At 36.1% G+C, this 18580-nt stretch carries 19 protein-coding genes and 1 tRNA gene; 11 read left to right on the top strand and 9 right to left on the bottom strand.

Annotated features, from left to right (window positions below; translation table 11 throughout):
- Positions 1–217 precede the first annotated feature (217 nt).
- From B2Z27_RS18000 to B2Z27_RS18030, 7 genes are all read left to right on the top strand, one after another.
- Positions 218–646, top strand: coding sequence for an OsmC family protein (locus B2Z27_RS18000; protein ID WP_071340684.1), 429 nt, complete (start codon positions 218–220; stop codon positions 644–646).
- Positions 647–697: 51 nt separating this feature from the next.
- The gene (locus B2Z27_RS18005) at positions 698–1054 is read left to right on the top strand and encodes a four helix bundle protein (protein ID WP_286814702.1); all 357 of its coding nucleotides are present in this window, start codon (positions 698–700) and stop codon (positions 1052–1054) included.
- A gap of 56 nt (positions 1055–1110) precedes the next feature.
- Entirely contained in the window at positions 1111–2799 is a 1689-nt protein-coding gene (gene recJ / locus B2Z27_RS18010) for a single-stranded-DNA-specific exonuclease RecJ (RefSeq protein WP_286814703.1), read from the top strand.
- A gap of 7 nt (positions 2800–2806) precedes the next feature.
- Positions 2807–3538, top strand: coding sequence for a hypothetical protein (locus tag B2Z27_RS18015; RefSeq protein ID WP_286814704.1), 732 nt, complete (start codon positions 2807–2809; stop codon positions 3536–3538).
- A gap of 10 nt (positions 3539–3548) precedes the next feature.
- On the top strand, positions 3549–3935 hold the full coding sequence (locus B2Z27_RS18020; RefSeq protein ID WP_286814706.1) for a VOC family protein: 387 nt from the start codon (positions 3549–3551) through the stop codon (positions 3933–3935).
- A gap of 60 nt (positions 3936–3995) precedes the next feature.
- Positions 3996–4358, top strand: a complete 363-nt coding sequence (locus tag B2Z27_RS18025) for a hypothetical protein (protein ID WP_058104695.1) — start codon at positions 3996–3998, stop codon at positions 4356–4358.
- Between the two features lie 102 nt (positions 4359–4460).
- Positions 4461–5723, top strand: a complete 1263-nt coding sequence (locus B2Z27_RS18030) for an MFS transporter (RefSeq protein WP_286814707.1) — start codon at positions 4461–4463, stop codon at positions 5721–5723.
- 483 nt (positions 5724–6206) lie between these two features.
- Here the strand turns inward: B2Z27_RS18030 and B2Z27_RS18035 are convergent, their stop codons facing one another.
- The 7 genes from B2Z27_RS18035 to B2Z27_RS18065 form a co-directional block, all read right to left on the bottom strand.
- The gene (locus B2Z27_RS18035; RefSeq protein WP_058104697.1) at positions 6207–6971 is read right to left on the bottom strand and encodes a UDP-2,3-diacylglucosamine diphosphatase; all 765 of its coding nucleotides are present in this window, start codon (positions 6969–6971) and stop codon (positions 6207–6209) included.
- Between the two features lie 84 nt (positions 6972–7055).
- Positions 7056–8042 (bottom strand): endonuclease/exonuclease/phosphatase family protein, encoded by a 987-nt coding sequence (locus B2Z27_RS18040; RefSeq protein ID WP_286814709.1) that lies wholly within the window; start codon positions 8040–8042, stop codon positions 7056–7058.
- Between the two features lie 83 nt (positions 8043–8125).
- Positions 8126–8575 carry a 6-pyruvoyl trahydropterin synthase family protein gene (locus B2Z27_RS18045; RefSeq protein ID WP_058104699.1) on the bottom strand — a complete coding sequence of 150 codons (450 nt, stop codon included), beginning with the start codon at positions 8573–8575 and terminating at the stop codon, positions 8126–8128.
- 57 nt (positions 8576–8632) lie between these two features.
- On the bottom strand, positions 8633–9058 hold the full coding sequence (locus B2Z27_RS18050) for a hypothetical protein (protein WP_286814710.1): 426 nt from the start codon (positions 9056–9058) through the stop codon (positions 8633–8635).
- Positions 9059–9274: 216 nt separating this feature from the next.
- On the bottom strand, positions 9275–10042 hold the full coding sequence (locus B2Z27_RS18055) for an enoyl-CoA hydratase/isomerase family protein (RefSeq protein ID WP_058104701.1): 768 nt from the start codon (positions 10040–10042) through the stop codon (positions 9275–9277).
- Between the two features lie 69 nt (positions 10043–10111).
- Positions 10112–11446: an MATE family efflux transporter gene (locus B2Z27_RS18060; protein ID WP_286814712.1), complete on the bottom strand. Its 1335-nt coding sequence runs from the start codon at positions 11444–11446 to the stop codon at positions 10112–10114.
- Between the two features lie 12 nt (positions 11447–11458).
- Positions 11459–11959 carry a GNAT family N-acetyltransferase gene (locus B2Z27_RS18065; RefSeq protein WP_286814713.1) on the bottom strand — a complete coding sequence of 167 codons (501 nt, stop codon included), beginning with the start codon at positions 11957–11959 and terminating at the stop codon, positions 11459–11461.
- A 53-nt stretch (positions 11960–12012) separates the two neighbouring features.
- Here B2Z27_RS18065 and B2Z27_RS18070 point away from each other — a divergent pair, with 53 nt between their 5' ends.
- The 3 genes from B2Z27_RS18070 to B2Z27_RS18080 all read left to right on the top strand — a co-directional run bounded on the left by B2Z27_RS18070 (position 12013) and on the right by B2Z27_RS18080 (position 13553).
- Positions 12013–12810: a universal stress protein gene (locus B2Z27_RS18070; RefSeq protein WP_286814714.1), complete on the top strand. Its 798-nt coding sequence runs from the start codon at positions 12013–12015 to the stop codon at positions 12808–12810.
- A gap of 103 nt (positions 12811–12913) precedes the next feature.
- Positions 12914–12987, top strand: a tRNA-Ala gene (locus tag B2Z27_RS18075).
- A gap of 305 nt (positions 12988–13292) precedes the next feature.
- Entirely contained in the window at positions 13293–13553 is a 261-nt protein-coding gene (locus B2Z27_RS18080) for a GIY-YIG nuclease family protein (protein WP_286814716.1), read from the top strand.
- A gap of 84 nt (positions 13554–13637) precedes the next feature.
- On the opposite strand, the gene B2Z27_RS18085 is transcribed toward B2Z27_RS18080, so the two are convergent.
- On the bottom strand, positions 13638–15245 hold the full coding sequence (locus B2Z27_RS18085; protein ID WP_286814717.1) for a thiol-activated cytolysin family protein: 1608 nt from the start codon (positions 15243–15245) through the stop codon (positions 13638–13640).
- 311 nt (positions 15246–15556) lie between these two features.
- Between B2Z27_RS18085 and B2Z27_RS18090 the strand changes: the two genes are divergently transcribed.
- Entirely contained in the window at positions 15557–17440 is a 1884-nt protein-coding gene (locus tag B2Z27_RS18090) for a tetratricopeptide repeat protein (protein ID WP_286814718.1), read from the top strand.
- Positions 17441–17444: 4 nt separating this feature from the next.
- Here the strand turns inward: B2Z27_RS18090 and B2Z27_RS18095 are convergent, their stop codons facing one another.
- The gene (locus tag B2Z27_RS18095; RefSeq protein WP_286814720.1) at positions 17445–18485 is read right to left on the bottom strand and encodes a succinylglutamate desuccinylase/aspartoacylase family protein; all 1041 of its coding nucleotides are present in this window, start codon (positions 18483–18485) and stop codon (positions 17445–17447) included.
- Between the last annotated feature and the right edge of the window lie 95 nt (positions 18486–18580).

An 18580-nucleotide genomic window follows, 5' to 3' on the forward strand; every position in this document is an offset into this window, starting at 1 on the left:
GAATTAGGGCAAAATCCTAAAGTTTCATTGAAAAATGCAGCCAATTCTTTGGTTTCTAGATCATGATTTGGGTCAAGAGGTGTAACTAATGCCATACGTTTTGTTTAAGTATTTATTTAAGTTGTGTTAATTGATTATTGGCCATTGAGTTCACCACATTGGATATTAAAACAGCCTTTATTGTTGTATTTTTGTAATCTACAAGAAACAAAAAATTATGAGCACAACAAATCATATTAGCACGAAATGGTTGGGTAACATGTCCTTTGAAAGTAACAATCCATCTGGGCATTCATTAAAAATTGATATTGCCAAAGAAGATGGTGGTGACAGTAGTGGGTTAAGACCAAAAGCACTTATGCTTTCTTCATTGGCCGGTTGTTCAGGACTAGACGTTGCGGCCATGTTTAAAAAAATGAAGTTAGAGGTAGATGAGTTTCATATTGAAACCATTGCAAATCTTACGGATGAACACCCCAAGTACTACGATAAGGTAGTGATTGAGTATCATTTTCACGGTGCAGATTTAGCGGAGAAAAAACTGCAAAGAGCGGTAGACCTATCCATTGAAAAGTATTGCGGAGTAATGGAGATGTTTAGACAATTTGCTGAATTGGAGATTAAGACTGTTTTTCATAAGAAGTAGAAAAACTCAAATACAAATTCAAAAATCAAGTTCAAGTTCAAATAAAACATTATGCCGGATAAAAAGTTTGACCTTGAAGATAGGTTGGTTGATTTTGCAGGTAACATTGTACTTTTTTGCAAAGACTTACCATCTGATATGACTGGTCAGTATTATGGTAATCAACTATTACGATCTACAGGCAGTTCTGCTCTTAATTTTGGAGAGGCACAGGGGACAAACTCGGATAGAGATTATATAAATAAAGCTTCTATTTCTTTAAAAGAATTAAAGGAATCTAGGGTCAATCTTAAAATCTTATCTAAAGTTGATTATGGTAAGCAAGTAATAAGAACTGAATTATTAGGTGAATTAGAACAATTAATAAGAATTATAGCAACAATAATTAAAAACAAAAAGCAGAATTGAATTGATGTTTTTTGAACTTGAACTTGAACTTGATTTTTGAATTTGAACTTTAAAGAATGCGCTGGACAATTAAACCAAAACCGAAACAAGAAGATATTGACACTTTAGCCAATGCGCTTAATGTTGATAGTTTGGTGGCGCAATTATTATTGCAAAGGGGTATCTCGACCTTTGAGGAGGCAAAGCATTTCTTTCGCCCGCAGTTGAGTGATTTACACGATCCTTTTCTTATGAAGGATATGGATATTGCCGTGGAAAGAATTGAAGAAGCTATTGCCAACGGAGAGAACATTCTAGTGTATGGCGATTATGATGTAGATGGTACCACGGCCGTTGCATTAATGTCATCTTATCTGTTAAGTTATTATCCTAATGTAGCAACCTATGTTCCTGATCGTTATGATGAAGGGTACGGAGTGTCTTTTAAGGGAATCGATTTTGCCGAGGATAATGATTTCACTTTGATCGTTGCTCTGGATTGCGGGGTAAAGGCAATTGATAAAGTAGCCTACGCTAAAGAAAAAGGAATAGATTTTATTATTTGTGACCACCATAGACCTGGTACAATATTACCAAGTGCTGTAGCTGTTTTAGACCCTAAAAGAGAAGATTGTTCATATCCGTATGATGAGTTATGTGGCTGTGGTGTTGGTTTTAAACTGATCCAGGCATTGGGTTCACGTAAAGGTGAAACTATAGATGATGTCATCTATTACCTTGATTTAGTGGCAACTGCAATTGGAGCGGATATTGTACCGATAACTGGGGAGAATCGTATATTGGCTTATTATGGCTTACAGGTTATCAATCAACAGCCCAGAATTGGGTTTAAAGCTATAATTGATCAAATCAATAAAAAAGAATTGACCATTACAGATGTAGTGTTCATAATAGCTCCCAGAATAAATGCTGCCGGTAGAATGAAGCATGGGCAACATGCCGTAAATCTTTTAACGGAAACCAATATGGACCAAGCCATTCAATTTGCTTCTGAAATTGAAAAGTTCAATACGGATAGAAGAGGGCTGGATCAAGAAATTACGATAGAGGCCTTAGGACAGATTCAAGAAAATGAAGAGCAAGAAGGCTTTACCTCTGTGGTATATAAAGATACTTGGCATAAGGGCGTTATTGGTATAGTAGCATCAAGATTAACCGAAACCTACTATAGACCTACTTTGGTTTTTACCAAGAGCGGCGATAAATTGGCCGCTTCTGCAAGATCCGTTAGAGGCTTTGATGTGTATAATGCCTTGGAAGGATGCTCAGACTATATAGAACAGTTTGGCGGTCATAAATACGCTGCGGGCTTAACTTTATTAGAAGAGCAGTATAATAATTTTAAGCATCAGTTCGAGAAAGTGGTCAAAGAAACTATTGACCCACAAATGCTGATTCCTGAAATTACTATTGATGCGGTTATTGAGCTAAAGGATATTAGTCCTAAGCTAATGCGCATATTAAAGCAATTTGCACCCTTTGGTCCAGGGAATATGTCACCGGTTTTTATGGCAGAAAATCTGCAAGATACCGGTTATGCCAAGGGAGTGGGTAAAGAAGAAGCACATTTGAAATTGTCCGTGGTTCAGCAAGACAGTCATAAAATTGATGGCATTGGTTTTAATATGGGAGATAAGCTATCGTTGGTAACAGGGAGAAAACCTTTTAACGCCGTTTTTTCTATTGACGAAAATGAATGGCAAGGTAATGTTAGTTTGCAATTGAAGCTAAAGGACATTAAATAATAAACATTTGAAGGAACTAGAAAATATCTTAAGAAATAAGTCAAAAATTGAATTACAAGTAATTTCAAAGAAAATAGGTATCTCTGGTTGGTCTAGTCTATCAAAGGAAAAATTAATTAATAAACTTGTTTCAGATAAAGCTATTAGAAAAAGGTTGAATAGTGAATTGGGTATAAAAATAAATATACTAAGAAACCCATGGTTTATAGGGTCGATATTTCTTTTAATTTCCTCATTTATAGTTCCATTTTTTTTTAGTGATAATGTTTCAAAGGATGATTTGAATGTAATTGTTGATACAATCGATAAAAATGAGCAATATGCGAAAGAAATAGAATATTTGGAAAAGTATAAGAGAAAGTTTCTTGAGGACGGAATGACTATTTCCTATAAAGTCTTTGGAGTTGAGAATAATCAATTAGTTGTAAAAGAACAGCTTTTAGAGAACAGTCAAAATTCAACTTATGAGACTAGACTTTTTATTGATTTTGAAAAGCAGCTAATAACAATTGATTTATTTATAACTGATTTGAATTTTCTAAATTCTAAAGAATCTGGACATTTTAGTTTGGAGAATGTTGGACAATTAAGTTCTTTTCCTCTTAAAGAGGACGTCTTCTATAATTTCAAAACAATAAATTTTTCTGGATATTGTACTCGTTTCGTAATGTTAAAAGCTGATCGTCAACAACCAATATTTGCTATTGGAGTTTCCAATTGCGAATCTCAAAATAACTAAAAGACATCAAATGAGAATTGAACATATCGCCATTTGGGTATCTGATGTAGAGGCGATGCGCAAATTCTACGAAAAATATTTTAATGCTGTTTCAGGGGAGAGATACCATAATCCTAATAAAAACTTCACTTCTTATTTCTTAAGCTTTGATGATGGTGCCCGGTTAGAGATTATGCATAAACCAGAAATTGACCCAACTTGTAATATGAACTTTACCTACACTGGTTACGCCCATCTTGCCATATCGGTTGGTTCAAAAAAGAGGGTAAATACCTTGACCGAAGAACTTAGAAAAGAGGGGTTTACTATTGCAGGAGAACCAAGAACTACCGGTGATGGGTATTATGAAAGTGTCATCTTGGATCCTGAAGGAAATCAGATAGAAATCACCATTTAACATTATTATTTATAATTGTTCTAAATAAGATTGTTATTTTTATATAAATATTTACATCTTATGAACGATATAAACCCCATTTATCAGAACGATTTTGGTATTGCCTTTCAATGGAAACGTGATAAACCCCGTGAATCGAACAAAGTTCAGGTGATTTTCAGGGATATTGGGTTACTATTGACCACTAGTGAATTACGCTATTTTTCAAAATGCATTGCACATACCATTGAAAATGGAAAGGGTAATTTATGCGGCGACTGTAAATCAAAGGAATCTTGCAGATCATTACTTTTAAATTCTCCTGCACATCAAATAACTTTTGCCGTAAGCTATCAAGAAGCTATTGAGATTAGAGATCTGATCAACGGCACAATGTTTAGGTTAGAATTGGATTCTTTCTTTGGTGAATTAGGTATTGAATAAGATGCAAAAATCCACGTATCATTAATTACCATATTTGTTGCCTAAATCATATTTGACCATTTTATTAATAAATATCTTTGAGGTCAATTTACCGAAAGCTATATGAGCGTGAACGATCCCTATGCTGCCTTACGATTTAAGGAGTTCAATATTTTTCTATTAGTTCGTTTTGCTATGGTCTTTGCTTGGTCTATGCAATTTATAGTGATAGAATGGCAAGTATACACCATTACCAAAGACCCATTGTCATTAGGTATCATTGGTTTAATGGAGGTAATACCGGCAGTGGGCATGGCGCTTTTTGCGGGTCATATAGTTGATCAGAAAGAAAAACGAAACCTACTAATGAAATGTATATTTGGTTTCTCGGTCATTAGTTTTGGACTGTTTATGTTAAGTCTGCCTTCGGTCTTAGAGACCTATGAAACCAAAACCATTTTATATGGTATTTATGCCTTGGTTTTCTGTGGTGGGTTGGTACGAGCATTTTTAGGGCCCACTATATTTTCATTGATTGCATTGATCGTTCCAAAAAAAATATACCCTAATGCAGCTACTTGGAGCAGTACTACATGGCAAATGGCATCAGTACTAGGTCCGGCATTGGCAGGTTTTTCGATTAGTGTAATTGGCGTGCACTGGTCTATGTGCGTCATTTTCGGATTTTCTTTGTTGGCGTTAACGGCACTTTTCAATATTTCAAAGAAACCAATTCTTAATCCTAAGATTGGAGAACCCGTTTTTCAAAGTTTAAAGGAAGGCTTAACATTTGTATTTAAGACCAGAGCGGTATTGGGTGCCCTTACCTTAGACATGATTGCCGTATTATTTGGTGGTGCCGTAGCGTTACTTCCCATATTTGCACAAGATATACTGCATGTTGGATCAGAAGGTTTTGGGGTACTTAGGGCAGCACCGGCAGTGGGCGCCGCAATAACCATGTTAGGATCAACGAGATTTCCATTGCATAAGAATGCAGGTAAAAAATTGTTGCTTGCAGTATTTGGTTTTGGTGTATGTATGATCGTATTTGGTTTGTCTACCTATTTTTGGCTATCCGTTATTGCTTTATTTTTAAGTGGTGCGGTAGATGGAGTGTCCATGATCATTAGACAGACAATTTTACAATTAAAAACGCCCGATAATATGAGAGGCCGCGTAGCATCGGTAAATTCTATGTTCGTAGGATCATCTAACGAGCTAGGTGCTTTTGAAAGCGGTGTTACGGCAAAGCTAATGGGTACGGTAACAGCGGTGGTTTTTGGGGGTAGCATGACGCTACTTACGGTAGGTCTTACCGCAATTGTTTCTCCCAAGTTTAGAAAATTAGATCTACAGAAAGATGTAGAAAACCATGAAAATTAATGGTTTATAGTGTCATTAAAAAAAGCCCTAATGAAAGGGCTTTTTATATTGTAAGTAGTACTTAAGACTTTCGTCGTAAAGTGGTAGCATTCTCGTAGGTCAGTTATAGTATTGGGAATAAACACTTTATCTAAACTTGTGCGTAAAGATAAAACCAAATTCTATTTTTTACCAATTTTTATGGGAAGTTGATGCAAGTAGTTGCACAATTTTGATATGTGGGACTTGCAAGTATTAGGTCATAAAAAAAGCCCCTAAACTTAGGGGCTATTCTTTTAAGTAACACTTAAGGGTTTAAATCTTCAAGTGGGGAAACTTGTAGGTAATGTGAAGATTTGGGATACAACACTTAAACTAACTAACACTGTAAAGGTATGTTGAAAGCTAAGTTTTATAAAACTATTGTTGTGAACTGCTCAATTCTTGTTGTAAGAAAAGGATTACAAATTAAATGTTGCATTTCATCGATGATTTTGATGGAATTCAGCTGAATTCTTTCAACGAAAGTTTTGAACCGTCAAACTCGGCATAGGTGTAATATTTTATCCAATCTCCTAGGTTGGTGTACATTGAATCTTTCTTTAATTCAATTTCCAATGGCAGATGTCTGTGTCCAAAAATAAAATGATCAAAATGCTGGCTTTCTAATTTTCGTTTGGCATATAGTACAAGCCATTCTTTATCGTTTCCTAAAAATTTAGCATCGTCATCACCGCTGATCAATTTATTGCTAACAGATAGATGTTTTGCCAAACGAACGCCAAGATCGGGGTGTAACCACTTAAAGAACCATTTTGCTACGGGGTTGGTAAACACCTTTTTCATTCTTTTAAACCCCTTATCGTCCGGTCCAAGACCATCACCATGACCAATAAAGAATGATGTTCCGTTAATGGTATATTGTTGTGGTTTATGATAAACAGGTATATTCAGTTCTTCCTCAAAGTAACCATTCATCCAAAGATCGTGGTTGCCAACAAAATAATGTATTTGTATACCTGCATCAGACAGTTCTGCTAGCTTCCCCAAGGTTCTGGTAAATCCTTTTGGTATTACGGTCTTGTATTCAAACCAGAAGTCGAACAGATCGCCCATCAAAAAAATGACTCCTGCATCTTTCTTAACGGTATCTAACCAACGCACAAACTTAAGTTCTCTCACTCTACTTTCTTTCATAGTAGGTGCACCTAGGTGGTTGTCACTGGCAAAGTATACTTTTTTCCCTGCTGGAAGTTCAATGTTCGTCATCAGAATGTAAATATAATAACTGTTTTGCGTACCTAGGGAATACGTTGGTCAAAATAAGTACATACAGGTGTTTGTGAACTTGGTTTAAACAGTTGGGTCTTTTTCGTTCAATACAATTTTAATGGGGAGATGATCGCTAAAACCATTTACGTTGAAGGTTGAAGCGTTTGGTCTACCAAATTTTACAGGTTTTTGGTAAGCACCGGAAGTTAGTTCAGGGTATGCAATAATTTCTACGGTACCCAATTTAAACGGCAAACCTGATTTTTCTGATAAAATACTTTTAGAGATCATAAATTGGTCTAGCATATTATAGGTGTTGCCAAATACAAAAGTACCGATCTGTGCATCTAAAAACCGATGCATTACGTTATAGAAGTACTTTAACCGCACCCTATTGCTTTTAACCAATGCCTTGTTGTTGATGGCCATTAAATAATTGGTTATACTTTTATTGTAAGGGTTGTCATTGAAATCGCCCATTAATAGAATATTGGCATCGCTGCCCTGTTCCTCGTAAATGCGTTCAATCCAATATGATAGGTTTTCCGCGACCATTATTCTAAAAGGCTCGCTTGTTAGCTCACCTCCTGATCTTGATGGCCAGTGATTAAGAATACAAATAAGCTTATTGCCGTTGGCAGTATTTATATGTACCTGAAATAGATCGCGTGTAGTATTTCTTTTAATGATACGAAGGCTAAAGGTCAACTGTTCTGGTCCATATTTGGTCTTGTCATAAATAAGTGCAGTATCTATACCTCGTTTATCATCCCCTTCAGAAATAACAAAACCGTAATTTTTTTGTAATGCCGTGCCCATGGCAGATATCAGCAATTCAATTACATGTTCGTTTTCTACCTCACAAACGCCAAGAATATCCGGACCTTCACCATTATTGAATTTGGAAATGATAGCGGTGAGATTGGCAATTTTTTGGTTGAGAATGGTAGCATCCCAACCTTTAAGTTCGTTCCCTAAATGGTTGTTTAAAAATTCGCTTCTTCTAGGCGAATTTTCAATGTCGAACAAATTTTCAAGATTCCACCAATAGATATGATGTTTGGTCATGTTGCTATATATTAAGGAATTACCCTCAAAATAAAGCAATTTATAATGATGAACGGCATTTGAAGTGTAAAGTTTAGATGAACTTAATTATCACTTGCGTACCACTCGGCAAAAGAGGTATCCGTTTCCTGAAGTTTTAGGGAAAACAAAGAAATATTCTCTGGCAACCTCGATTTTATTTTGGCTGCAAAATCTATCACCATATTTTCACTGGTAGGTTGGTAATCCGCTAAAATAACATTGTGTCCCCTATCGGTCAGTTCTTTGGCCAGTTCTACGTGTGGTGTATTTTTATTGAACACGGTAGCATGATCAAAAATATCAACAATGTCTTCTTTCACTATTTTTTTAAGATCTCCAAAATCTATCACCATACCCAGCTTAACATGGTTGGTATCGGTAATAGGGCTTCCAATTACGGTTACGGATAATTTATAGCTATGGCCATGTACGTTTCTACATTTACCATCATAACCATACAGTGCATGACCGGTCTCAAAGTTAAATTGTTTTGTAATGCGAATTTTGCTCATAACCAATAATTATATGGCAAAGGTAGGGAAAGTATAAACGTATTTATACAGAAGAAATCAATCTAATACAATCTCTCTATTTCCTGTGATTAAGCTAACATGGCAACAGTCTGCTCCCACTTTAAATTCTTGGTTTACCACTAACTCATCATTAATATAACCCTTAAAAGTTAGGGTAGTAGTCTTATTTTGATATTGAATGCGGTGTGCATCACTTATCAGTGGGTATATGCCTTGATCATTGTGGTATTCTTCGGCACTTATATCTTTTGCCAAATTTTCACCGGTTGCAGTGTCTATTACTTCAAAACTATCTAAAACTACGGCATTATCAGATGTATCTTCAATGCTCACGGTAATAGTTACAAAATTTAAGGTACATACCGTTGAGGAACAATCTATTACCTCAGTATCAGGTTCATTTTTATCACTACATGTCAATAAAAAGAAGGATAGAAGTATCAATGTAATTTTTGCGAACATAAAAACGGATTTTCTTAAAAGATGAATAAATACCGATTAGTTGCGTGGTGATACAGCATTACCTTTTGTATTTTCTTTTTGCACGGACTTTATTTACAAAATAAATGACCAAAACAAAAAGTGCAAGAATTGGAAATACAAGGTTACCGTTTAAAAATTGAAAGAATTCCATAATAATGATTTAGAAACAGAACGACAGGCTGTTTCGGTTATTGTTTATTTTTTAAATTTTGACAGCGCGTTGCGGGTAAATTCCGATAGCGCTAATTTACCTGTAATAGATGCGCGATCTGTCAATAAGGTATCCCAATGGTCGGTGCCTTCCCATAAAACTTTCTTCCACTCTGTCAATGCATCAGGATTATAGCTTGCCAATTTATGAATGAAGAAATCAAGTTCTTTGTCCATTTCTTGGGCATTGTCATATACTTTGTTGAACAGTCCTTTTTCTTGAGCCCAATAAGCACTCTTCCATTCCGTAGGGGCTAAAGACATTTCGCCCATAGCTGCATTTCCTATTTTACGGGCAACCGCAGGAGCAATAACCAACGGAGCAATACCAATACTAAGCTCAGAAAGTTTAATTGATGAGTTCACGTTAGAATACACATAGTCACAAGCTGCGGCAAGACCTACACCGCCACCAACAGTTTTACCATGTACACGGCCAACAATGACCTTTTTACATTTACGCATAGCGTTTATCACGTGGGCAAAACCACTAAAGAATGCCTTACCTTCTTCTAAGTTGGAAACCTCTAACAGCTCATCGAAAGAAGCGCCGGCACAAAAAGCCTTTTCTCCCTCAGATTTTAAAAGGATAACAGAAATACCCTCGTTTTCTGAAAGTTCATTAATGGTATCGGTTAGGCGTTCTAAAAGTTCAGAAACAAAAGAGTTACTGGCAGGATGCCCAAATTCTACATGTGCAACTTTACCATCTATTCTTGTATATAAACTTCCATTTTTTCTTGTGGTGACCATAGCATCTTTTTTTGCTCGATAATCGAGACGATTTGCATTAGGGATTGCCCTAAGGTATTGAACACAAAATTACTGATTTTGCAATAAAGGTTTGAATTTGTTTCTAAACTTCCACACTAAAGCGGCACCTCTAATAAACATCCAAACGGTAAAGGCCAGCCATATGCCCGTTAGCCCCCAATTGAGGTATTTACCTAAAAAAAGCATAGGAACAAACCCTAAAAAAGTAGCTGCGAGCAGGGTGTTTCGTAAATATTTCATTTCGCCCAGACCTTTAAAGACTCCGTCAAGCACAAAGGCAATGGTGTTTATGGGCAGTCCTAAAATAATGATATAGAATATGGCATAGAATGCGGATAGCACCAAACTTTCATTGGAAAAAAGGGCACCTAAAGGTTTATAAAAAATACCGGCAAATGCCATAATCACTACACTGACTACGAGTCCGTATTTCGTTATTTTTTTAGCCAATAACCAAAGTGCGTTATAATTTTTTTCTCCTAGCAATCTACCGCCCATAATATTTCCGGCGGCACCAAAACCATCGATAAAAAAAGCTGAGAACAACCAAAGGTTAATAGCAATGGTATGTGCGCCAATATACTTATCGCCTAGTGCAGTTGCTTCCCTAACAGCAAGTATAAGAGCCGTATTCAATGCTATGGCACGAACAAAAAGATTTAGGCTCATAACCACTAATCTACCAAGTTCTGGGTGAATGGGTAGCCTTAGCTTTAGACTAATATCTGTTTTTGTCCAAAGTAGATAAAATGCCATAATGGCCATAATACTTTGCGCCAATAAACTGGCATAGGCCGCACCATCTAAATACATTGCTGGTATAAAGCCATCAATACCGTATACAAAGACGAAGTCGAAAATTACGTTTAAAACAGCTCCTGTAATGGCAATGACCATGGGCCAATAGGTATTTTGTAATCCACGAAATATACCCATTACGGCAAAAACGAATAAGGTCAAGGGAAATCCCCAAACGCGAATACTGTAATAACTAATGCAATACTGCAGTATTTTTCCCGAGGCATTTAGCAACTCAAAAATTTCTTGAATGACAAAAATGGTAGAGAGCAAAATTAAAATACTAAGAGCAATATTGAGGTAAATGGCCTGCGCTGGCAGGGTTTTGACCTCTTCTATTCTACCAGCGCCCAAATACTGTGATATTATGGCGGAAATAGCACTACGTGTTTGCCCTAAAATCCAAATGAGCATAGAAAGAAAAGAACCTACTATACCGGCTGCGGCAAGAGATTCTAGTCCGTCAACCGGAATATTCCCCACTATGGCGGTATCCGTAATAGATAATAAAGGTTCTGCTATACCTGCTATAGTTGCGGGTATGGCCAAGGCATTTATAGATTTAAAATTAACGGAAGTTTTCAAAAAATATAGATTCTATAGTACAAGTTCGTAGCAGTGAAAAGGATGTGCGCTTTGCTTGGGAAAAAAGATATCCTCTAATTTAACATAACCACGTTGCTCATAAAATTTCTGATTTCTTTTGTTTTGGCTAAAGGTATCTAACCTTACTGATAGGGCGTTATTTTTACGTGCAAAGTTTTCGCCAAAATCCATTAATTGTTGTGCAAGGCCCCTGCCTTGATATTTAGGGTGTACCGCTAGTCTATGAACATAGTAGTTGTTGCCGTTTTCTGTTAACCAGGCAACATTTTTATATTCATCGTCCATTACTTGCGATAGTACAATGCAGCCAATAATGGCATCCTCTTCTAAAAGTACATAAAGTTCATTGCGCTCAATATCTTTTTCAAATGCTTTTTTAGAAGGGTATTCCGTTGTCCATTGGTAAATACCTTTTTCTTCCATGGCAATTCTACAGGCATTGGTCATGGTTAAAATTTCGGGTATTTGCGATATCTTTGCAGGTGCTATCATAAAAGCCATTTAATTAAATTGTAAATTTAGAGTTATAATCAATACTTTTTATCATGATGAATATTCTTGTTCCTATAGGGACCTCAACAAATGCGAACGAAACTTTACAATATGCCGTTAATTTTGCAGAAGACTTTGGTGCGGATATTTATGTAATGGAAGTTTTCAACGTCAGTGGAAAAACGGGAACCCTTACGAACGTTACCCAAAAAGTTACTGAGAATTCTAAAGAACGATTAAAGGAGGTTATAGCTACGGTAGATACCAAAGATGTATCTATCAAAATTGCAAGTTTTAATGGCGAGCTTAAAGATGGGTTAAGGGAAATTGATAAGGGTATAGGTATTGATCTTATCATTTTAGCACCTAGAAGTAATGATATACAAGAAGAATATTACCTGGGGCATACCTCTGGGGCCATTATCAAAAGAACCAATATACCTACACTGATCGTCCCTAAAGGAACTGCCTATAAATCATTTGAGAATATATTGGTAGCCTTTAAATCAGGTATTTTAAAAAGAAAGAGAATACTTGATCCGTTAATTGAAATAAAGAACAAGCATAATGCAAAAGTGAATCTTTTAATGGTGAAAACGCCTGGGTATTCAGATGATGATTTAAAGATCAATACGGCGTTAATGGACATTAGTTCACAATTAACCTTTACGGATAATCCAACCACATATCATGGGGTTTTGGAACATTTTCAAGCAAAACACCCCGATTTATTATGTGTTTTTAGAAGAAAAAGAGGTTTTTTTAAGAAATTATGGGAAAAAAGTACCGTTTCAAAATCAGAGTTCTTTGCCCCTGTACCCGTATTGGTGCTCAGTGTAAAGAAAGATTAAATTGTACTTTGATACGTTGTTAAAATGTATTTCCTTTGATCCTCTTGAAAATTGGGGTTTTCACCATGTGAATATCAAGCAATTTTAAGCAATCAATATTTAAGGGGGATTAGCTCAGTTGGCTAGAGCGCTTGCCTGGCAGGCAAGAGGTCACCGGTTCGAATCCGGTATTCTCCACAACTTTAAAGCCTTCACGAAAGTGAGGGCTTTTTTCTGGTTTTATGTAAATAGTGTAATTAAAGGAATAGCGTCCCGAAAGCTTTCGGGAAGGTCACCGGTTCGAATCCGGTATTCTCCACTTAAAGCTTCCATTTTGGAAGCTTTTTTGTTTATTAAGCAATTAATTATCGGTTTAAATCGGTTAGGTTGTAAAAGAATAGAGCGTCCCGAAAGCTTTCGGGAAGGTCACCGGTTCCGGTCCGGTATTCTCCACGATAAAGCTTCCATTTTGGTAGCCTTTGTTTATTTAATTATTTTTAAATATGAACTTCACAACTTATATCATTTATAGCAAGACTTTAAATCGTTATTATGTGGGGAGTACAGAGAATATTGATACAAGGTTATTACGCCATAATAATGGCAACGGAAGTACTTATACCAAAAAAGCAAATGATTGGGTATTGAAATGGCAGCGTGATTTTAAAACTCGATTAGAAGCAGTCTCGTTTGAGCTTCTAATTAAAAGGAAGAAAAGTAGAAAGTATATTGAGTATTTAATCTCAACAGGAATACAAGAATAGAGCGTCCCGAAGGCTTTCGGGAAGGTCACCGGTTCGAATCCGGTATTCTCCACTTAAAGCTTCCATATTGGAAGCTTTTTTGTTTTATTTTTTTCTTATAATAATAAACTGTGCTGTAATTCCCTTTTTAAAATTTAAATATGTAGTATCAGGAACGTTGAGTTTTAAACTATTCAGAACAACAGGGTTTATTCCTCCGGCATTACCCAAACTTTCATTACCAAAAATACCATTATAATCATATAATTCTCCTGAACATTCAACATAATCCGTTGCCATATTTGGTCTGTATGGCCTAAAGGTGTATGATTCATTAATTGTATGTGTTTTATTGTTTTGTACATCAACAAAATTATCGGTATCCACGCTCCAAGTTTTACCATCATCTATGCCGTTCTCATTAATGTCAAGGCGTTCCCCTCCAACCCACATTTTCACCCTTAGTTTACCATTTACCTCTGTATCGGTAAATTGTGTACCTGTAATGTTAACAATGGTTGCTAGATATTCTGGATAGGCAACATCACAATTTCGTGATTGATATTCCGTTGCAAGAACTACATTTGCTGCAGGAAAACCTTCTTTTACATAATTTAATTTATAGGATAAAGGGGAACCGGGAGATTCTTCTGGTGAATAGTTGCCGCCAGCTGCAATATAATCATAAATTTTTTCAAGATTTCCGCCAATAGTTTGGGCCGCACTAGCACCATTGCCTCCAATTATCAATGCCTTAATGTTAGACTCTTCAAGAACATTCTTTGAATCAACATCAAGGTTAAAATCTCCTCCTTTTTCACCCGCTTCTATTGCCGCATTAAAGGCTGTTTCTACTTCCGTTATACTATAATCAGACTCCACGGTATACAATACCATACGACCGTATGTAACAGCTGAAACATAGACAGGGCTTGTGGATCCCAAACTTTCAATACTAGGAAGATCAGTAAAAAGATCGCTTGGAACTTGACCTGGGGAGTCCAAATCAATAGTAAAATATTTTTGAATAAATTTTAGCACGTACTTTTTCTTAACCGTTGTGGTATTGAAATCAAAACTACCCGAAATGTCTTTGGTTTTATCGCGATAATTTGCTCCAAGGGCTATAGATAATTGCTGTTCAGAATAGACTTGAGACTTATCAAATTCTAACTGTGCAGGAGTAGCACCTTTAACTTCAAGGTTGAGCAATTCATTAACACCAGCTCTAACCTCACTCAGCAAATTTGGGTTATTAACAGTTACACTAGTCTTTCCTTTGACATTGTTTAGCGAAATTGACATGGTAATTGGCGCACGATCCTTGTTGATCCTCGCATATTCCCCAGTAGGTATGGTTTCCCCTTTTAACATAGATCCTGGATATATGACATCGGTAGTTGGATCCAACGTGAACAATTCACTAAAACCGGGTGCTCCCTTGAATGTTTGGGTAAAGCATTCAAATTCCGTTGTTCCTTCACGTTCGGGATTGGTCGAGGCGGTCTCAACGATACTCGACTCCTCAGGTTGGTTGAATCCACTTAGATTGGCCACTGCAGAATTAAAGTCATCGGCATCATTATTGGAAAACTGTGGTAAGCTTGGGTCATCAGGAAGTACTTCATCTTTATTACATCCTACAAAGGTCAATAATATTGTACTTAACAATAGTACGCTTATGGTTTTAAAATTTAAATGATTTGTTTTCATAACTTCTTGTTTTTCAGGATTCAACATTCCAAACTTAGAGTAGAAATGATCCCATCCCTAATTTTGTCCATGGACAAAGTATGGACAAGTAACTTGGATTTCGATGAACTACACCATGGACAGCATAAAAAACCTAAAATCATAAAAAATTCAAAAACCCTTTATATTCAACGGTTTACATATTTTATTTATAGCTATGATCTCCAAGAAAGTATAACCTTTTTATGGACAAAGGATTTTTCTAGCAAAGATGCACATGTTTTATGAAGAGAATTATGATTTATCTTAGTGAAAACCAAACCATTGTAATTATGAAAATGAAAATCATTTTTTTAATAATTCTTGCAGCGCCAATTTCAATTCTAGCCCAACTCCAAGGTCAAGAGAGAATAGACAGTCTTAGTCAGGTTTATGAAAAGCAATTGGGGCACAAAGAAAAAGTTGCAACACTTAAAGAATTATTTAATATGCAATTATACAATAATCAGTCAGTCGCAAAAAAAAATGCTCATATGATTTTGGAGCTGTCAAACAATACAGGTTATTCAAAGGGAATTGCCATTGGAAACTATTGCATGGGCAACTATTTTTATATGACCAATGTCAATGATTCAGCTCGAATCTATTATAGAAAAGCCATAGATTTCGCTGAAAAACTAACAGATAAATTACTCCTGACCAATTCCCTTTCCAACCTAGCACAAATTGAGGATGCCATAGGTAATTATGATTATTCCATAAAGCTTAAGGATTCAGTTTCAAATATGTACTTACAAAGCAAGAGTTATCTACAGTATGGTATATCCATAGGGGATATAGCAAATACCTATATAAATAAAGGGGATTACGAAAAAGCAATAATAGGTACGATTAAGGCATTAAAGGTTCTGGATACAATCGATAGAGAACCTTTCCGAAAAGCGGACCTATATCGACAATTAGGAAAGGTTAATTATTATCAAGGAAATTACACCAAGTCTATCGAAAACTTTAATCTGGCCTTAGGGGTGTATGAGGATACTGCCGACAATCTCTATAAAGCTTATACAATGGTGGATATTGGCAATTCTTATGTAGAAATGGAAGAACATGAAAAAGCTCTAGAATATTATCAACGAAGTAAAGCGATTAGCGAGAAATTTGGGTTTGATGATAATACTGCCAATGCCCTTGCCAATATAGGTATGGTCCTTGCAAAACAAGGTAACTATGATTTGGCAATTAAAAATTTACTGAAGTGTGTCGAAATGAATAAAACCAGCAACTCATACTTCAACATTATCAGTGCAATGGGGGAAATAGGGAATGCATATGCGATGAAAGGTGATTTTAATAAATCTATTACCTACTTGAACCGAACAATACACCTTGCTGATTCGATTAGATCCATGGATCAGTTAAAGATGGCTTTACGATATCGCTCAAAAGCTTACGAAATAGGAGGGTTATTTAAAGAAGCGCTGGATGATCAAAGGCAATTTCAAATACTTAGTGACAGCCTTTTCACCTCGGAAAAGTCGAAACAAATTGAGCGGCTTCAAATATCCTACGAGACAGAAAAAAAAGAAGCAGAAATAGTACTTCAACTAGAGGAGATAAAAACACTTAATGAAAAAGCCAAAGTGGATAAACTAACCAAAGGCCTCTATGCCGGTGGAGCCATATCTGGACTGGCTCTATCAGGATTACTTTTCTTTGGGTTTCGGCAACGCATGAAGAAGAATAAGGCCGAAAGGGAAAAACAAGAAGAAATTTATAAGAAGGAAATTGAATATAAACAAAAAGAACTCACGAGCCAGACCTTGCATCTAGTTCAAAAGAACACGTTTATTCAAGAGTTAAAAGAGAATTTGGAGAATATAAAAAATTCGCCAGATAAATTTAAAACAGAATTTAGGCGTATTGTCATGCTATTAAAGAAAGAGAATGCTTCTGACAAAGATTGGGAGGTATTCAAAACTTATTTTTCTGAAGTGCACAACGACTTTGACCAGAAACTAAAGACTTTGTCTTCTGACGTTTCAGAAAAAGAAATTCGATTAGCAGCTTTTCTCAGAATGAACCTGACCACCAAAGAAATTGCAGCCACCTTGAACGTACTACCAGATAGTATATTAAAATCTAAATACCGCCTAAAAAAGAAACTTGGGCTAGATAAAGAAACCGATCTAAACCAATTTTTGAATTCACTTTGATTGTTTACAAACGCTTACTAATACACATTAAAGTATCATCAATATTAACTGGTGGGGTTGAAATTTTGTACAAAATAATACCTGATGTAGGTGCTTTGTACTCTTTAAGTTTTTCGCCAAATTCATTTGTGGTGTAGCCTACAACATTACCTTCTTTAACGGTATCTCCCGCTTTCAGATCACTGTAGAAAAGCCCTGTTTCGGTAGCGCTTAAATAGGTTTGATTGTTGAGTTGCACGAGATTGGCACTTGGCTCGGAACCGTTATCGTACATGTTCAAATGGTCAAGCATATTATAGATTCCATTTTTTATGAAACGTACGGCATCTTTCTGAACATTGCCCAATTTGCCACTTTCAAAGCTCAATGCTATTTTGCCATCTTGTGAGGCTTGCTTAAAAACATATTTTGCAGGTTCATTGTCCTTTAATGTGAATGGATATGAAACAATGTACTCGAACCCACTGATCTCTGTAAGTTTCCTTGCCTTTTTAGTCTGTTCCGGATAATTGGGGTTTTCGTAGAAAAGCGCAAACGGAATCAAATCTTCATTGACACCTCCGCCATGTATATCTATAAAAACATCACTTGCGGGTATAATGTCCGTTGTTATAAAATCAGCTATTTTTTGCGTAACGCTACCGGTAGATTTTCCAGGAAACGTACCGTTTAAATTCACTTGATCATGCGGATTTACTATAGACGTTCTCGAGAAAAAAGAGCTGGTATTGGCAATGGGTATAATAATTAAAGTACCGTTCAATTTGTCAACATCAATTTCTCTCAAGAGCTCTTGTACGCCAACAATGGGTGGATATTCAAACCCATGAACGCCGGCAACAATGGTGAAAACCGTTCCTTTATTTTTTCCCTTTAGTATAGATATGGGCAAGAAGGTTTTGTTATTTCTAGCGTCTTGAAATGCTATGCGTATGTTTTCCTTTAATGGTCTATTAGCGTTGGAGAACACATCTTTAAAAGTGTTTTGGGCTATTGCTGAGCACAGGGAAAAAGACAAGAAAAGGGTAAAGAATAGCTTTTGCATGATACGTTTATTTTTTATGTGATGCGTTTGGCTAGACCAAAGTATTAAAAGACATTATTTAATTACCTATACAACGTTATTTCTCTTTCGAAAAA

It is taken from the genome of Maribacter sp. UBA3344 (genome assembly GCF_002362375.1).
Classification (GTDB): domain Bacteria; phylum Bacteroidota; class Bacteroidia; order Flavobacteriales; family Flavobacteriaceae; genus Maribacter; species Maribacter dokdonensis.

Bases quoted from the DNA above. Each gene is read 5' to 3' on its own strand.
- B2Z27_RS18055 (WP_058104701.1), bottom strand. From the start codon at position 10,042: ATGGTCACCACAAGAAAAAATGGAAGTTTATATACAAGAATAGATGGT.
- B2Z27_RS18020 (WP_286814706.1), top strand. From the start codon at position 3,549: ATGAGAATTGAACATATCGCCATTTGGGTATCTGATGTAGAGGCGATG.
- B2Z27_RS18050 (WP_286814710.1), bottom strand. From the start codon at position 9,058: ATGTTCGCAAAAATTACATTGATACTTCTATCCTTCTTTTTATTGACA.
- B2Z27_RS18065 (WP_286814713.1), bottom strand. From the start codon at position 11,959: ATGATAGCACCTGCAAAGATATCGCAAATACCCGAAATTTTAACCATG.
- B2Z27_RS18040 (WP_286814709.1), bottom strand. From the start codon at position 8,042: ATGACCAAACATCATATCTATTGGTGGAATCTTGAAAATTTGTTCGAC.
- B2Z27_RS18035 (WP_058104697.1), bottom strand. From the start codon at position 6,971: ATGACGAACATTGAACTTCCAGCAGGGAAAAAAGTATACTTTGCCAGT.
- B2Z27_RS18085 (WP_286814717.1), bottom strand. From the start codon at position 15,245: ATGAAAACAAATCATTTAAATTTTAAAACCATAAGCGTACTATTGTTA.
- B2Z27_RS18080 (WP_286814716.1), top strand. From the start codon at position 13,293: ATGAACTTCACAACTTATATCATTTATAGCAAGACTTTAAATCGTTAT.
- B2Z27_RS18070 (WP_286814714.1), top strand. From the start codon at position 12,013: ATGATGAATATTCTTGTTCCTATAGGGACCTCAACAAATGCGAACGAA.
- recJ (WP_286814703.1), top strand. From the start codon at position 1,111: ATGCGCTGGACAATTAAACCAAAACCGAAACAAGAAGATATTGACACT.
- B2Z27_RS18005 (WP_286814702.1), top strand. From the start codon at position 698: ATGCCGGATAAAAAGTTTGACCTTGAAGATAGGTTGGTTGATTTTGCA.
- B2Z27_RS18095 (WP_286814720.1), bottom strand. From the start codon at position 18,485: ATGCAAAAGCTATTCTTTACCCTTTTCTTGTCTTTTTCCCTGTGCTCA.
- B2Z27_RS18030 (WP_286814707.1), top strand. From the start codon at position 4,461: ATGAGCGTGAACGATCCCTATGCTGCCTTACGATTTAAGGAGTTCAAT.
- B2Z27_RS18090 (WP_286814718.1), top strand. From the start codon at position 15,557: ATGAAAATGAAAATCATTTTTTTAATAATTCTTGCAGCGCCAATTTCA.
- B2Z27_RS18000 (WP_071340684.1), top strand. From the start codon at position 218: ATGAGCACAACAAATCATATTAGCACGAAATGGTTGGGTAACATGTCC.
- B2Z27_RS18045 (WP_058104699.1), bottom strand. From the start codon at position 8,575: ATGAGCAAAATTCGCATTACAAAACAATTTAACTTTGAGACCGGTCAT.
- B2Z27_RS18025 (WP_058104695.1), top strand. From the start codon at position 3,996: ATGAACGATATAAACCCCATTTATCAGAACGATTTTGGTATTGCCTTT.